The sequence below is a fragment of the Parageobacillus sp. KH3-4 genome (assembly GCF_022846435.1).
In the GTDB taxonomy this organism is placed as follows: Bacteria; Bacillota; Bacilli; order Bacillales; family Anoxybacillaceae; genus Parageobacillus; species Parageobacillus thermoglucosidasius_A.
In genome coordinates, this window is record NZ_AP025627.1 from 186,527 (window position 1) to 203,172 (window position 16,646).

Consider the following 16,646-nt stretch of genomic DNA (forward strand, 5'->3'; position numbering starts at 1 on the left):
AAAGTTGCTTAAATAATGAACAAATATATAGATTCAGATTAATTTTCCGACATAACTATCTGTCCAATGCGTTGGAGCACTTTTTCTGGAAATTGAGCGAGATGCTCCAAGAACAAAAACAATCGATTCCCGCAACTCTTTTCGATTGGCATGAAACCAATTGGCAATCACGCTCTCTTTCAGCCATCCCCAAATCCGTTCGACCAAATTTAAATTCGGCGAATACGGGGGTAGGAATACCAAGTCAACCGTTCTTCGTACTCATGTAAAAAAGGCTGAAGAATTTTGGCATGATGAATTTTTGCGTTATCCAAGACCATCACGACATGTTTGTCCGGATACTAGTCCAATGTGTATTGGAGAAATTGCAGAAAAGCCTGTGCATTGCATAGATGTTTTGGATAGTTGAAGTGGCAACCGGCGGCTTCTTTAGAATTGGCTCAAAACTAAAAGAATGTTGTTAAACCACAGAAACCAAGTGTCAGTGTCATTACTCCTCAGTCTATTGTTTCAAAAGCGAAGACAAAATCTTTTAAGGCTGGGGGAACTACTCAAACGTTAAGTATTACAGGAACTTTTGAAACACTATATTCATATGAGACAAATGTTTGCGGGAGTTAAATCTATAACTTCGAAAGCAACAAGTGGTGGAAGCTGGAAACAAACAGGGTATGAAGCACGACTAACTGATGGCGGTCGTACGTATGTTATTACTGTAGCAGGAACATTTACAATAGGTGGAGAAACTGTGTCAGTTATAGAAAGCGTAGAATTTTTATTGTAATGCTGATGGATCCGTTGGTTGATAAGAAAATCTCATTTTTTATAAATACCGGAAATTGAAACGTAAGCAAAATATGACAAGCATGGTTTTGTAGATAGAGCGGTTGTCTCTGCAAATGGCTGCGATAGGGAGAGGTGAAGAAAGAAAGTTAAACCTCCCCCTCTTTTTTGCGTTTGCAAAAGTCCTTTGTCTTTGCCCCTTTTTCAGTGCTTTATTGAACTAGTTCTGATTTTTTGTTTATCTATGTTAAGATATCATCGGCAAATAAAAGCCCCAATCGATTTGTTTTAAGCGCCTTTCATTATCATTTTCACCCATAACCTGTTAGAAGTTGTAGGGGCTATTTTGAGGTGTATTGCATGTCACAATTTTCGAAACGCCCTTTTTCATGAACGCCCTCGTTAGTTACATTTCCTTTTTGTAATTTTGAGAAGAGAACGAATAATAAGGTTTAACATGCAAGTAATCATAAAAAGAGAAAAGAAATATTTACCCCCTACTGTCGCAGAATGAAAAATCATCGTCCCTAATAAAAGAAACATTATGCCTAAACAAAAATGAAACACCATTAGCTTTTTTGTATTGTATTTTACCACTTAAAATGAAAATGTAAGTAAAGCTAAACACCATCAATATGGGAAATATTGGCCGCATATATGAAGTGATCCAATTGTGAGATATCGGCATGTTCCGTTACTTCACCATTGAACATTTTCGAGAAAAATGCAGAATATTGCCATTCCCATGTATATCTCTTCATTCACTTCCTTCATACCATGAAGCTAATGTAGAGAAAACGAAAAGCACAAACGCTAACACATATTGAAATATAAATTTATTCATTCCATTTTAACCCTTTTTTACTATTTTTTAATTCTACCATATAGAACCTTATTCAATAAACTTGCTCGATTCGTTTTTACAGAAGCCTTTAAAAAAACTGGGCCGTCGTTAGGTTTTGCTTAGCGGACGGGTATGATGCTTAAACAAAGTGAACTTCCTTCGTTATGAAAGAAGGGTAGTGGAACAAGGATTCATCCGTCGTTGACTGCCATGATGTTTGTTAAAATATAGAGTGATAACTTTTTTATACTAGTGAAGCATATCGTTTTATTAAGGGATATTTGCTTTGTGAATGCTACGAAGCCTTTGGAAAGGGGAGAAAAATTGATAAAAGCAATTATTTTTGATTTTGACGGTTTAATTGTAGACACAGAGACGGCCTGGTTTGAGGCTTATAAAGAAACTATGAGTTTATATAAGGTCGATTTACCTCTTGAACGTTTTGTTGAATGCGTCGGGTCCGATAATACTGCCCTTTACGAGTTTTTCAAACAGCAATTGGGAGAAAGTTGTAACATTGAAGAAATTGAAACGAAAGCCAAAAGCTTGTACAAAATAAAGATGAAAACTCCTCAGGCGCGTGAAGGTGTAAAGGATTATTTAGAAGAAGCCAAGAAATTGGGATACAAAATTGCCATTGCTTCAAGTTCTACCAAAGAGTGGGTAACTCATTATTTAAATGAGCTTGGGCTGTTACACTATTTTGAAGTTATTATCACACGGGATGATGTTGATAAAGTAAAACCAGCCCCAGACTTGTATTTAAAAGCAGTTGATGCCTTAAATATCAATCCCAATGAAGCATTAGCCTTTGAAGACTCCTTAAATGGGCTCCAAGCTGCTTTGGCTGCTGGGTTAAAGTGTGTCATTGTGCCAAATCCAGTCACAGAGTCTTTAGCCTTCGAAAAATATGATTTGCGACTCAAATCGATGGCAGAAAAACGTCTAATTGATGTTATAAAACTGATTGAGCAATAATTGGGATTGGGGCATTTCCGTTCGGAAGGCGTTAAAATTTGAACGAGAAAAAATTTTATACAATACTATTCCCTAGCCATGATCCGATGGGCGTTTTGGAAATACCATGAATAGTTTAAGACGTACATGCGATCGACGGGCAGAAAAAGCGATTGTGCCTGTCGATCGCTAGTGCCACTATCGGACGGTTTTGGACATCGGCGAAACGCATATGGGAATGCCGAAGAAGCGTGTGCATGATCATCCAACGCGTTTTTCAAATTCATATCGAGTTACACTTGCGTTTAAACAGCCATTTATATAAATCCTTTAAAGCTTTTTTATTTTGTTCGATGTCTGTATCTAGTACAGCATCAACTTGAGGATATCGTGCATTTTCAAAAGTCTTTGGCTACAGTAATCTAAAAGAAAGAATGAAGTCACTATAGATAAAAGCTTGTTTATAGTCCATGCTTGTTAGTATATATAAGGCGGCTGTATCACACTTGGTGATTTCATACTAATCCATTCACCGGCAATTGTTTTCAACTTCCTGCCCGCCGTCTCCGTCCCCTGCCAAAATCGCTTTCTTCTGCTTTTCTAAACCTTACATCCCCACGCAATTCCTTTTCATAAAATTTCTGAACACCCGGTGTCATGTAACGCCTATTCCTTAACATGAATGTCAATTCCCTCATGCTAATAAACCGTTTAATTCAATTTTTTCAAAAACAATCACAATAATGCAATTCTTATTGCTCATAAACGAGTACATGGGTAGTTGTGATCGGGAAATTGTCTATTTATAAATCAGGAATATATCCATGTGCAGCAGAAAATGAATCACATATAATTCTAAATGAGAATAATTATCATTTTTATAAGTTTAATTGGAGATTCGACTTTTGGCTGTTTAATAAATTTATGGCTGTCGGGGGCGAGCCTATGGCTGATCATGCGGGGTGACAACGCCGCTTACCGACAAATCTATCTATCCGTTGGTCAATGAAAGCCGGGAAGCGTTCGCGCTTTTGATAACAGCCGAAAGAAATTTATTTGTTTTGTTGCCATGTAATGCTTCATTATTATCATCTAGTCTTTTGTTTGCGTAGAAAACAGCGATATAGAATCGGGTTGAAACTAGTACTTATAAACTAATTTAAATAGAATCAATCTTTTGGAGATTAGGACCTATGTATGGTTTTATCTGCAAAGATAAAAAATGAATTTGACATATTAATTCCATTTATATAATATATTGTTTAAAGAATAAATGATAATGATAATCATTATCAAAAAAGAGTAGCAGAACATCATGAGTGTTGCTTAAGTGTTGGAAAGTAATAGCATGGCGATAAGCTATGATTAGTCTGCAAGCTGCAGAATCTTGCTGGCTTCGGCGAGAAAAGCCAATGAAAGCGGCAGCTGATGTATTGTAAAAATCACAATGAGTGAAAGCAGATGATTTCATAAAGAATCAGGGGAGATATGGTTCATGAATGGTTTTATTGGTATCGACATGTTTAGGAGAACATGTTAAGCGGCTAATGAAATCCTTACGAATAAAGAAGGTGACAGAGATGGAACATTTGGGGATTAAAGGAAAAGTAGCTCTTGTCACAGGCGCTGCCCAAGGAATTGGCGAAGCGGTGACAAGATCTTTCGTCGAACATGGCGTGTCTGTTGCAGCACTAGATCGAAATGGCGATCGATTGGCTGCACTTGTCTCTGATTTACAGAGCAATGGTTACGATGTGCATGCTTTTTGTGCAGATGTGGCTAATAGTGCAGAAATTGATGAAATCGTCGCGCAAATTGAGGACAAAATGGGTCCTATCGATATTTTGGTAAATGTTGCTGGGATTCTGCGGACGGGTTTAATCGAAAGTTTTACTGATGAAGATTGGGAAGAGGTATTCAAAGTGAACACAACCGGTGTTTTTAATGTTTCCCGTTCGGTTAGCAGGCGGATGATTCCTCGCCGTTCAGGTGCGATCGTCACAGTTAGCTCGAATGCAGCAACCGTTCCAAGAATGTTTATGTCTGCTTACGCAGCTTCGAAGGCAGCGGCAACCATGTTTACGAAATGTCTTGGGCTTGAACTTGCTCGGTATCATATTCGCTGCAACGTTGTATCTCCCGGTTCCACTGAAACGGAAATGCAGCGGGCAATGTGGACGGATGAAAATGGGGCAAATAAAGTGATCGCTGGTTCGATGGAAGAGTTTCGTCTCGGCATTCCTCTGAAAAAGCTGGCTCAGCCTTCAGATATTGCAGATGCTGTTCTATTTCTCGTTTCTGAACGGTCGCGTCATATCACGATGCACGATTTAAGGGTGGATGGCGGTGCAACGTTAGACGCATAACATTCCATGGAGGTAACAATTATGATGAAAACAAAAACAATCCATCATGTTACAGCTGAACAGCTTCTTGCTGAATACAAAGAGGGAACATCCTTTTTCTTGGCCTCTCCACGTAAAACTCTTTTAGCTCAAGGAATTTTTGCAACAGTGCCGACTGAAGGCTATGAGCACAAGCGAATGCAAATACTGGATCATGTAAAAACGGTCTTACAGGATGCGAAACAGCGTGGAATCAGCGACAATCCGATTGTTGTTGGCGCCATACCATTTGACCATATGTATCCAGCCCAGCTTATTGTGCCTTCAGAGGTGAAATGGTCAGGTCCATTGCCGTTTGGCCAATTGAATAGCCAAATCGAACAAAGTGTGACCAATGAATATGAAGTGAACCCTGTTCCGTCGCCACAGGAATATGAAAATGCAGTGGAACAAGGATTAAGAAGAATAAAAGCGGGTGACCTTCGTAAAGTCGTTTTATCAAGATCTCTTCATTTGACTTCGTCAGAAAAGGTAGACATTCCTCACCTGCTTCGTAAATTGGCGGTACATAATCCAAATGGCTATACATTTGCTGCAGCGTTGCCGGAGCGTCTGGATCGTGAAGCGAACAAAGATTCAGGAACAAAGAAAAACAGAACTTTGCTGGGAGCAAGTCCAGAGCTGCTCGTTTCGAAATCGGGCCTGCAAGTGATAGCGAATCCGCTTGCAGGTTCAGCCCCCCGCAGTGAAGATCCTGAAGAGGATCGACGTCGCGCTAATGCTCTTCTTTCTTCAGCGAAAAATCGCCATGAGCATGCTGTAGTCATCGAAGCAGTAGCGAATGCGCTCAGACCGTTTTGCAAGACATTGAATGTCCCTGAAGAGCCCTCACTTATTCATACGGAAACGATGTGGCATCTATCAACAGTGGTAAGTGGAGAGCTATCTTCACCTTCCATTACTTCGCTTGAACTGGCGTTTGCTCTTCATCCAACTCCAGCTGTTTGCGGGACGCCAACGCCATTGGCGAAAAAAGCGATACAAGAAATCGAGCCATTTGAACGCGGCTTTTTTACGGGAATGGTTGGCTGGTGCGACAGTGAAGGGGATGGAGAATGGATTGTTACAATTCGTTGTGCAGAAGTGGAAGACTATTCTCTTCGCCTTTTTGCAGGGGCTGGCATTGTGGAAGGGTCAACACCAGAGGAAGAATTAGCAGAAACATCAGCTAAGTTTCGTACGATGCTGCTAGCTATGGGGTTGAACAACGACATCTTTAAATAAATTTGGGGGGAAAGGTTATGTTAAGCGGATGCCCTACATGGCCAGAGGAGTTTGCAGAATTTTACCGGAAGGAAGGCTGCTGGGCAGGTGAGACTTTTGGTGACATGCTACGGGAGAGGGCGTTAAAGTACGGTGATCGCATTGCGGTTACTTCCAGAAAAAGGCAAATCAGCTATAAAGAGCTTGATAGAAGAGCGGATCAACTTGCCTCAGGACTCCACCGATTGGGGATTCGGCCAAAGGATCGCGTTGTCATTCAATTGCCGAATCAAATTGAGTTTTTTGAAGTATGCTTTGCTCTCTTCCGTTTGGGGGCGCTGCCTGTCTTTGCCTTACCTTCACATCGATATAGTGAAATCAGTTATTTTTGTGAATTCAGTGAAGCGGTAGCTTATATTATTCCAGACCAGCATGCGGGATTTGACTTCCGCTCCCTTGCCAAACAGGTAAAGGCTGCTGTTCCAACCTTAAAGCATGTCATCGTGATTGGAGAAGCGGGAGAGTTTGAATCATTAGAAAATTTGTTTATAGATCCTATCCAACTTCCGGCCGTTCACTCAAGCGATGTTGCTTTCTTTCAGCTGTCAGGAGGAAGCACGGGGTTGCCAAAAATGATTCCGCGAACTCACGATGATTATATCTACAGTCTCCGAGTTAGCGCGGAAATTTGCCAACTTAATCAGGATAGTATTTATCTTGCGGTTCTTCCCATTGCCCATAACTATCCGCTTAGTTCACCAGGTGTTCTGGGAACGTTATATGCCGGCGGAAAAGTGGTCCTTGCAGACAGCCCTAGTCCAGACGAGGCGTTTCCGCTTATTCAGCAAGAGAAAGTCACTATTACTGCGCTCGTGCCACCGCTTGTTTGGATATGGTTAGACGCAGCATCTTCTCGCAAGTATGATTTATCCAGCCTTCAAGTCTTGCAAGTCGGCGGGGCGAAATTCAGCGCAGAAGTAGCTAAAAGAGTAAAACCAGTTTTTGGTTGCACCTTGCAGCAGGTATATGGCATGGCTGAGGGATTAGTCAACTATACGAGATTGGATGATCCTGAAGAAGTGATTATAAATACCCAAGGAAAGCCAATGTCTAAATATGATGAAATCCGCATAGTAGATGAAGAGGATAAAGAGGTGGAGCCTGGCCAAGTTGGCGAACTGTTAACGAGAGGGCCTTATACAATTCGCGGATACTACAAAGCGGAAGCGCATAATGCGAGAGCTTTTACTTCGGATGGCTTTTACCGGACGGGAGACTTGGTAAGAATGACTCCATCCGGCTACTTGGTTGTCGAAGGGCGTGTGAAAGATCAGATTAACCGAGGCGGTGAAAAAATTGCGGCTGAGGAAGTGGAAAATTATCTTTTAGCACATCCTTCAGTACGTGATGCGGCTGTCGTTTCGATGCCGGATGAATTCCTTGGTGAACGATCATGCGCTTTTATCATTCCGCGTGATCACTCCTTGGAAGCAGCTGAGCTGAAATCGTTCTTGCGAGAACGTGGAGTGGCAAGTTTTAAAATACCTGATCGCATCGAATTCGTTGATTCATTTCCAAAGACAGCAGTAGGAAAGATTAACAAGAGGGCATTGCGGCAAATCATTGCGGAAAAGCTGCAATCTGCTGGAAAAACAACAGAATAACTATTGAAAGGAAGTGTTTAGATGGCTATCCCTGCTATTCCAGCTTATCCAATGCCTGTTTCATCAGATCTGCCAAAAAACAAAGTATCGTGGACACCCGATCCTAAACGTGCGGCACTGCTTATTCACGATATGCAAAATTATTTTCTTGACGCTTTTATCCCTAATGCGTCGCCTTTCGTCGAACTTGTGGGGAATATTCAACAGCTAAAAAAGGTATGCAAAGAAATGGGTATTCCTGTCATTTACTCTGCGCAACCGGGTGGACAAACGCTGGAACAGCGTGGATTGCTTCAGGATTTTTGGGGAAATGGAATCGCTGATGATCCTTATCAAAAGGGGATTATAGATGAATTAGCACCTGATGCCAAGGATATCGTTCTTACAAAGTGGAGATACAGCGCATTCAAAAAAACCAATCTTTTAGAAATATTAAAAGGACATGGGCGAGATCAGTTGATTATTTGCGGTGTTTATGCGCATATCGGATGCTTATTAACCGCTAGTGATGCCTTTATGCAGGATATACAAGTGTTTTTTGTTGCGGATGCTGTCGCTGATTTTTCGTTAGAGCATCATAAAATGGCTCTCAATTATGCGGCCAGCCGTTGTGCATTCGTTACGTCCACGCAAAATCTAATTGAAGCATTAAAAAAAGAACATGTTTCGTACTGCCAAAACACATTGCCAATGAGTTTGCATGATGTACGTAATCAAGTAGCGGAGCTTATTCAAGAGTCTCCAGCGGATCTTTCCGATCATGAGAATTTGGTAAACAGGGGATTGGACTCCATTCGCATGATGAGTTTAGTTGAAAAATGGAGAAGAGCGGGAGCGGAGATTACATTTGCGTCCCTTGCTGCACGTCCTACTCTCTTTGATTGGTGGAACTTGTTGTCTTCTCAAGCGGAAAAGGTACTATCTGCTCAAGACTCGCAATAAAGGAGGCCAGATCCATGTCCAACCGCCAAGATATACGCATGCCTTTATCTGGGGCACAAGCAGGCATTTGGTTTGCCCAACAGTTGGATCCTGAAAATCCCATCTATAACACCGGAGAATATATAGAGATTAATGGGCCGGTTGATCCGGCTCTCTTTGAAAAGGCGCTGCGACAAGTCTTAGTTGAAGCAGAATCATTGCATGCCCGATTTGGTGAAGATGAGAACGGGCCATGGCAAACGATTGATCCTTCGCCGGATTTTCCTTTCTATTTTGTGGATGTGAGCGCAACGGAAAATCCGCAAGAAGAAGCGATGCTTTGGATGAAGAAGGATTTATCCAAGCCGGTTGATTTAACACGCGATCCGCTCTTTACCGAGGCTTTATTTAAACTTTCCGATAATCGGTTTTTCTGGTATCAGCGCATTCATCATATTGCCATTGATGGTTTTGGCTTCTCGCTTATTGCGCAAAAAGTGGCCAAAGTCTATACGGCATTGGTGAACCATGCGCCGATGGACGATGAGAAATTCGCTTCGCTCCATCAAGTGATCGAAGAAGACCAAGCTTACCGTACATCAAAACAGTATGAGCGTGACCGCGAGTTTTGGATGGAGCGTTTTCGTGATCAGCCAGAGGTGGTTAGTCTTTCTGATCGGGCAGTTCGGACGTCCAACACGTTTATTCGGAAGACGGCGTATATGTCTCCATCTAGTACAGAACGTTTTAAACAATCAGCCCGGCATTTGAAAGCGAGTTGGCATGAAGTTTTCATTGCCGCTGCGGCGCTTTACATTCATCGGCTAACAGGGGCAAATGATGTCATTCTCGGTTTGCCGATGATGAACCGCTTAGGGTCTTCAGCCTTGAATGTGCCTGCAATGGTCATGAATATTGTGCCGCTCCGTTTGCATTTGCATGCTGATATGAGGATTTCGGAGTTATTAAGCCAAGTTAGACAAGAAATTCAAGAAGTAAGGCAACATCAAAAATATCGGCATGAGCAGCTGCGCCGTGATCTTAAGCTGCTAGGTGAAAATCAGCGATTATTTGGCCCGCAAGTGAATATTATGCCATTTGATTATGCCCTTTATTTTGGCGGTCATCAAGGCATTACACACAATCTGGCCGCTGGGCCGATTGACGATCTTGCTATTAATGTATACGACAGAACAGACGGAAACGGGTTAAGAATTGATTTTGATGCTAACCCGGAAATTTATAGCATGGATGAGCTTGCGACTCATCAAGCTCGCTTTTTAAAATTGCTTGAAACAATGGAGTCGATGAAAGAAGACGCGCTGATCGGAAAGATCGATCTTCTTCTTGAAGAAGAACGTTATCAAGTTTTAGAGAAATGGAATGAAACGGCACATCCTCATCCGGAAGAAAATTTTTTACAAATTTTTGAAAAACAAGTGGAAAAGACTCCGGAAGCAATCGCTGTAATTTGTGAGGATCAGGCGCTTAGTTATACTGAACTAAATAAGCAAGCAAACCGTCTTGCCCATTTCCTAATGGAATATGGAGTGGGGCCGGAGCAATACGTCGCTTTAGCTCTTCCGCGCTCCGCAGAGATGGTTATCGCCATGCTGGCGGTGCTGAAAACAGGAGCGGCCTATCTCCCTCTAGATCTCGATTATCCAGAAGAACGAGTTGCTTTTATGCTTGAAGATACAAAGCCTGTCTGCATTGTAACAAGTTCGTCTGTGCAGTCGAAACTACCGCATGTTCCTTCTCGTTCTACGATTATACTAGATCATCCAGAAACAGAGAGGGTAATCAAAAATTATCCTGATGCAAATGTTTCTAAAACGCAATCACCGCTTCATCCAGCTTATGTCATCTATACGTCAGGATCGACGGGCAAGCCAAAAGGCGTTGTGGTGCCATTCCATAGTCTAAATAACTTTTTATTAGCGATGCGGGAGAAATTTGCGTTGAAGGAGCATGACCGTTTGCTCGCGGTTACAACGATTGCTTTTGATATTTCTGCATTAGAAATTTTCCTTCCGTTAATCAGCGGAGCGAGTTTGGTGGTTGCGAAGAAGGAAACGATTCATGATCCGCAAGCGTTGGCAGCTGTGATCTCCGATGAAGAAATTACGATGATGCAGGCGACGCCGACGCTTTGGCATATGCTTGTCACCCATCATCCTGATTGCATCGCTGGACTTCGAGTGCTGGTGGGGGGAGAGGCGCTCTCAAGCAGTCTTGCATCGGCATTGCATAGTCTAGATTGCGAGATTACGAATTTGTATGGACCAACAGAAACAACGATATGGTCGACGATGTCGACACTTCATCCTGACGATGCCCGGACACCTTCTATTGGCCGTCCGATTTGGAATACCCAAGTGTATGTATTGGATGATCAACTTCAGCCAGTTCCGCCGGGAGTGGTCGGAGAGTTATATATTGCAGGCACAGGGCTTGCGCGAGGGTATTTAAGACGGCCAGATTTGACAGCAGAGCGTTTTGTTGCCAATCCGTATGGGCCACCGGGAAGCCGTATGTACCGGACAGGAGATCTTGTTCGCTGGCGTATGGATGGTTCTTTAGATTATATAGGTCGCGTCGACCATCAAATCAAGCTGCGCGGTTTTCGCATCGAGATAGGTGAAATTGAGACGGTATTGTCACAATATGATCTTGTAGAGCAGGCGTTAGTAGTGGCTCGTGAAGATCAGCCAGGGGATCAGCGGTTGGTTGCTTATGTCATTCCTCGTGAGCAAAGCAAAGACGCCCTTGATCTTGCAGAGCTGCGCCGCTATGTCAGCGAGAGATTGCCTGATTATATGGTTCCGTCCGCATTTATGGTGCTTAACGAATTTCCGTTAACTCCGAACGGCAAGATTGATCGCAATGCATTGCCGGCCCCTGATTTTACGATGACGGTGAAAGGACGTAAACCTAGAACTCCTCAGGAGGAAATTTTATGCGAACTTTTTGCTGAGGTGTTGGAACTGCCCGGAGTTGGAATTGATGATAATTTCTTTGAATTGGGAGGACATTCGTTGCTTGCTGCCCGTCTCATTAGCCGCATCCGAGATGTGTTAGGCGTGGAGCTTACGATTGGCAAACTATTTGAATCGCCTACTGTTGCTAGTCTTGTTAAGCATTTTGAGGATGCAGAAAATATCAAGCCGCCTGTCAAAACATATGTCCACAAAGAGGATATTCCTCTTTCATTTGTACAACGTCGTCTATGGTTCCTTTACCAACTTGAAGGGCCAAGCCCTACTTATAACATACCAGTCGTTGTGCATTTAACAGGAAAGCTCAATTATCATGCACTGCAAAATGCTTTATACGATGTCATTGAGCGCCATGAACCATTGCGGACCATTTTCCCTGAAAGTTCGGGGATGTCAAGACAGGTTGTCTTAGAACCTCATCAAGTACGGCCTAAATTAATGGTAAAAGAAATCAACGAAAGCCAGTTATCTGATGAATTAGATGCTGCGGTACGCTACCGTTTCGATTTAGCTGCAGAGCCAGCGATTCGCGCCCAGCTGTTCGTACTTGGTCCAAATAAACAAGTATTGCTGCTTTTAATGCATCATATGATTATCGATGGATGGTCGCTAACACCATTAACTCGTGACATAGCTGCAGCTTATAACGCGCATTGCCATAATCAAAAAGTAGAGTGGCCTCCTTTACCAGTAAAATATGCTGATTATGCTCTTTGGCAGCAAGAACTTTTAGGAGATGAGAACAATCCTACGAGTTTAATAGCGAAACAGCTCGATTACTGGAAGAAAACGTTAGCTGACTTGCCAGAGGAACTGGAGCTGCCTACAGACTACCCACGTCCTGCCGAGCCCAGCTATGAAGGAGGCATCGTCGATTTTCGCATTGATGCGGAACTTCACAAGCGTCTGCTGGATCTCGCTCGTGAAAATAAAGCGAGCCTATTTATGGTGCTTCAGGCCGGGTTTGCTGCTCTCCTCACTCGATTAGGAGCAGGAACGGATATTCCAATCGGCAGCCCGATCGCTGGAAGAAACGACGATTCATTGGAGAATCTAGTAGGATTATTCATTAATACGTTAGTGCTTCGCATGGATACATCAGGTAATCCAAGTTTCCGAGAACTTCTTGGCAGAGTCAGAGAAGTGAACCTATCTGCCTACGAAAATCAAGATCTTCCGTTTGAACGTCTGGTGGAAGTTCTTAATCCGGTGAGATCTCGAGCCAAGCACCCGTTATTCCAAGTGATGTTTGTATTTCAAAATACACCTGAACCGAAACTAGAATTACATGGTCTTGAAAGTAAGTTAGAAATTCGCAGCGTCGGTTCGGCTAAATTCGATCTAACTCTTGAACTTCGTGAACACCGTGCAGAAGACGGATCTCCGGATGGACTGATTGGTTTATTCGAGTACAGCCGCGATTTATTCGAACATACTACGGTCGAAGTGTTTGCAAAGCGATTATGTCAGCTGCTTAAGGAAGTGGTTATGAATCCTGATCGTCCTATTGGCCAAATCGATATACTTTTACCGGAAGAACTCAAGAAACTCTTAGAGAAAACGAATCATCACGCCCGCTCTGTGTCTGAAGAATGCTTGCCAGCATTATTCGAAAGACAAGTTCAAAGAAACCCTAATGCTATTGCGGTCTCTTTTGAAGGTCAAGAACTGAGCTATGCTGAATTAAACAAGAGAGCGAACCAGCTCGCCCATTTCCTGATTGAGAAGGGAGTCGGGCCAGAAAAAGTGGTGGCACTAGCGTTGCCGCGTTCGTTGGAAATGATCATAGGAATATTGGCTGTGCTTAAAGCAGGAGGAACTTACTTACCTTTAGATCCGGATTATCCAGAAGACCGTATCGCTTATATGATGGAAGATGCGCAGCCAATGTACGTCATTACAAATAAGGAAATGGCTTCAAAACTTCCTCATGCTGGCGGTGCTGAGCATCTTATTATTGATGAGGCTCATGTAGCCGATGTGTTAGGAACATATGCGGAAACAAATCCAGATGATTCGAACCGGATCGAAGCGTTGTCGCCGTATCATACAGCCTATATCATCTACACTTCAGGCTCAACTGGCAGGCCAAAAGGCGTGATGATTCCGCATCAAAATGTGGTCCGCCTGTTCAAATCGACTGAACATTGGTTTCAATTTACGTCAGATGATGTTTGGACGCTGTTCCACTCTTATGCGTTTGATTTTTCTGTTTGGGAGATTTGGGGGCCATTCTTGTATGGAGGACGTCTGGTTGTTGTTCCGCATAATGTCAGCCGTTCGCCAAAGGAATTTCTACAATTGCTTGTTGAACAAAGAGTGACTGTTCTCAACCAAACACCATCCGCTTTTTATCAGCTTATGCAGGCTGACAGAGAAAATATCGAACTGTCTAGACAACTTTCATTGCGCTTTATCATATTTGGAGGAGAAGCATTAGAGATTAGCCGTTTGGAAGATTGGTACGAACGGCATGCCGATGATATGCCAAAGCTTATCAATATGTATGGCATTACTGAAACGACCGTTCATGTCAGCTACATGGAATTGAATAAAAATATCATTTCTGTAAAAGGGAACAGCTTAATAGGCCGAAACATTCCTGATTTAGAGGTTTATGTATTAGATGCAAATCTGCAGCCGGTTCTGCCGGGAGTCATCGGAGAGATATATGTGGCAGGAGCGGGATTGGCGCGCGGCTATTTAGGAAGGCCTGATTTGACTGCGGAGCGCTTTGTCGCTAATCCGTTTGGCTTACCGGGTTCAAGAATGTATCGCACAGGTGATTTAGCGAAATGGCGTGCCGACGGAACATTAGATTATATTGGGCGAGCAGATCATCAAGTGAAAATCCGTGGATACCGCATTGAACTGGGTGAAATTGAAGCTGTTTTAGCTAAGCATCCTGATATTGCACAAGTTGCCGTTGTGGTACGTGAAGATCAGCCGGGTGATAAACGTCTTGTCGCATACGTTGTACCTGCGAAGGGGGTTTCTCTAGAGTCCGTCGAACTAAGGCGATATGTAGCTGCTAGCTTACCGGATTATATGATACCGTCTGCTTTCGTGATGATAGAGGCTCTGCCATTAACTCCTAATGGCAAGCTTGATCGCAAAGCACTGCCTGCCCCTGATGTGACTATAGAGATTGCCAATAGAGGACCGAGAACTCCTCAAGAAGAGATGTTATGCGATCTGTTTATGGAGGTTCTCCGTTTACCGCGTGTAGGTATTGATGACGGATTCTTTGAACTGGGAGGCCACTCCCTTTTAGCTGTTCAATTAATGAGACGTATTCGTGAAACATTTGGAGTTGAGTTGAGCATCGGAGATTTATTTGAAGCGCCTACCGTCGCTGGTCTTGCTGAGAAACTTGAAATGGGCAGCAGCCAAAGTGCATTAGATATCTTGCTGCCCCTTAGAACTTCTGGAAACCAACCTCCTTTATTTTGTGTACATCCAGCGGGAGGGCTTAGCTGGTGCTATGCAGGGTTAATAAGATCAATCGGGACAGACTATCCGATTTATGGATTGCAGGCGCGCGGTATAGCAAAAGCGGAGAAATTGCCGAAAACGTTAGACGAAATGGCTGCCGATTATATTAACCAAATGAAAACGGTTCAGCCAGAGGGGTCTTACTATTTGTTGGGATGGTCTCTGGGAGGAAATGTCGCCCATGCCATGGCGACACAGCTTCAACAACAAGGAGAAGAGGTTGCGCTTCTAGTGATGTTAGATGCATACCCTAGCCACTTCTTACCTATTGCAAAAGTGCCTGATGAGCAAGAAGCGTTAATCGCGTTGCTCGCTTTAGGTGGTTATGATCCAGACAACATGGATGGAAAACCGCTCAATCTTGAAAACACGATTGATATGCTGCGGCGCGATGGGAGTGCATTAGCTAGTTTAGAAGAGTCTACGATATTAAATCTAAAGGATACGTATGTAAATTCAGTCCGTATCTTAAGCGAATATGTGCCGCGGCGCTACAAGGGAGATCTCCTATTCTTTAAATCGACCATCATACCTGAATGGTTTGATCCGATCGAGCCAGAAGCATGGTTGCCATATATCGATGGAAAGATTATCCAGTATGATATCCATTGCCGCCATAAAGATATGTGCCAGCCTGGCCCGTTAGCTGAAATCGGGCGTATACTTGCTGATAAATTAAAAGAAAAAAGTAATTTAATTTCAATAAATGGAGGGAGAGGTACAAAATGACCAATCCTTTTGAAAATAAAGACGGCACCTATCTTGTATTAATCAATGATGAAGGCCAGTATTCCCTCTGGCCGGCCTCTATCGCGATTCCGTCCGGCTGGAATATCGCTTTTGCTGAAAATACACGTTCAGCATGCCTAGAGTATGTGAACTCTCATTGGACAGATATGAAACCTAATAGTCTGAAAAAGATAAAAAGATAGGATCTATTACAGTCGAAGCAAAAAATAATTATTCAGGAGTGAAATGGCACTTCAAACGATAAAGAGACTTCAAGTGTATTCAATGGGAAGTGTAAAAAGTAATAGTTTTTACAAAATGAAGAGGGGGAGCAGAGGCAATTTTTATAGCTGCCCCCCTCTTAAAAACATTTGTGAAAAATAGTCTAAACAATGTAGAACGGTCATAAGAAGGTTGGATATAAAGGGTTGGGCAGGAATGAAATGGAGCCTCTTTGCCAGAGGTTGCATGAACGCCTGCTTAACTCTCTTTTATTTTCATGTGACACGAGTATTTATTATATCTATTATTGTTGTAAAAATGGAATAACATCACAGTAGCATCAAGCTTTTCTGTTATATCTTTGAACGAGAACACCAGCGGGTCTATTCATTTTGCCAGCCGAGCGTTTGTCGTTTAGAGGGAG

9 protein-coding genes are annotated in these 16,646 nt (G+C 42.9%); 7 read left to right on the forward strand and 2 right to left on the reverse strand.

Annotated features, from left to right (window positions below):
- Positions 1–33: 33 nt before the first annotated feature.
- A complete protein-coding gene (locus tag MWM02_RS19525) occupies positions 34–243 on the reverse strand; it encodes a transposase (RefSeq protein ID WP_481861678.1) in 210 nt (69 codons plus the stop codon).
- Between the two features lie 1,160 nt (positions 244–1,403).
- The gene (locus tag MWM02_RS19530; protein ID WP_481861680.1) at positions 1,404–1,544 is read right to left on the reverse strand and encodes a DUF4306 domain-containing protein; all 141 of its coding nucleotides are present in this window, start codon (positions 1,542–1,544) and stop codon (positions 1,404–1,406) included.
- 410 nt (positions 1,545–1,954) lie between these two features.
- On the opposite strand from MWM02_RS19530, the gene MWM02_RS01060 reads away from it, so the two are divergent.
- The 7 genes from MWM02_RS01060 to MWM02_RS01090 all read left to right on the forward strand — a co-directional run bounded on the left by MWM02_RS01060 (position 1,955) and on the right by MWM02_RS01090 (position 16,203).
- Positions 1,955–2,605, forward strand: a complete 651-nt coding sequence (locus MWM02_RS01060) for an HAD family hydrolase (protein ID WP_244403577.1) — start codon at positions 1,955–1,957, stop codon at positions 2,603–2,605.
- 1,559 nt (positions 2,606–4,164) lie between these two features.
- Positions 4,165–4,950 (forward strand): 2,3-dihydro-2,3-dihydroxybenzoate dehydrogenase, encoded by a 786-nt coding sequence (locus tag MWM02_RS01065; protein ID WP_064552333.1) that lies wholly within the window; start codon positions 4,165–4,167, stop codon positions 4,948–4,950.
- A gap of 21 nt (positions 4,951–4,971) precedes the next feature.
- Positions 4,972–6,213 (forward strand): isochorismate synthase DhbC, encoded by a 1,242-nt coding sequence (gene dhbC, locus MWM02_RS01070; protein ID WP_064552332.1) that lies wholly within the window; start codon positions 4,972–4,974, stop codon positions 6,211–6,213.
- Between the two features lie 17 nt (positions 6,214–6,230).
- The gene (locus MWM02_RS01075) at positions 6,231–7,856 is read left to right on the forward strand and encodes a (2,3-dihydroxybenzoyl)adenylate synthase (RefSeq protein ID WP_064552331.1); all 1,626 of its coding nucleotides are present in this window, start codon (positions 6,231–6,233) and stop codon (positions 7,854–7,856) included.
- 21 nt (positions 7,857–7,877) lie between these two features.
- A complete protein-coding gene (locus MWM02_RS01080; protein ID WP_064552330.1) occupies positions 7,878–8,798 on the forward strand; it encodes an isochorismatase in 921 nt (306 codons plus the stop codon).
- A 14-nt stretch (positions 8,799–8,812) separates the two neighbouring features.
- Entirely contained in the window at positions 8,813–16,000 is a 7,188-nt protein-coding gene (locus tag MWM02_RS01085) for an amino acid adenylation domain-containing protein (protein ID WP_244402746.1), read from the forward strand.
- Positions 15,997–16,203 carry an MbtH family protein gene (locus MWM02_RS01090; RefSeq protein ID WP_064552328.1) on the forward strand — a complete coding sequence of 69 codons (207 nt, stop codon included), beginning with the start codon at positions 15,997–15,999 and terminating at the stop codon, positions 16,201–16,203. Before MWM02_RS01085 ends, MWM02_RS01090 begins: the two co-directional genes overlap by 4 nt.
- Positions 16,204–16,646 lie beyond the last annotated feature (443 nt).

Coding starts and splice junctions, on each gene's coding strand:
- MWM02_RS19530 (WP_481861680.1), bottom strand. CDS start 1,544: ATGAAGAGATATACATGGGAATGGCAATATTCTGCATTTTTCTCGAAA.
- MWM02_RS01065 (WP_064552333.1), top strand. CDS start 4,165: ATGGAACATTTGGGGATTAAAGGAAAAGTAGCTCTTGTCACAGGCGCT.
- dhbC (WP_064552332.1), top strand. CDS start 4,972: ATGATGAAAACAAAAACAATCCATCATGTTACAGCTGAACAGCTTCTT.
- MWM02_RS01075 (WP_064552331.1), top strand. CDS start 6,231: ATGTTAAGCGGATGCCCTACATGGCCAGAGGAGTTTGCAGAATTTTAC.
- MWM02_RS01080 (WP_064552330.1), top strand. CDS start 7,878: ATGGCTATCCCTGCTATTCCAGCTTATCCAATGCCTGTTTCATCAGAT.
- MWM02_RS01085 (WP_244402746.1), top strand. CDS start 8,813: ATGTCCAACCGCCAAGATATACGCATGCCTTTATCTGGGGCACAAGCA.
- MWM02_RS01090 (WP_064552328.1), top strand. CDS start 15,997: ATGACCAATCCTTTTGAAAATAAAGACGGCACCTATCTTGTATTAATC.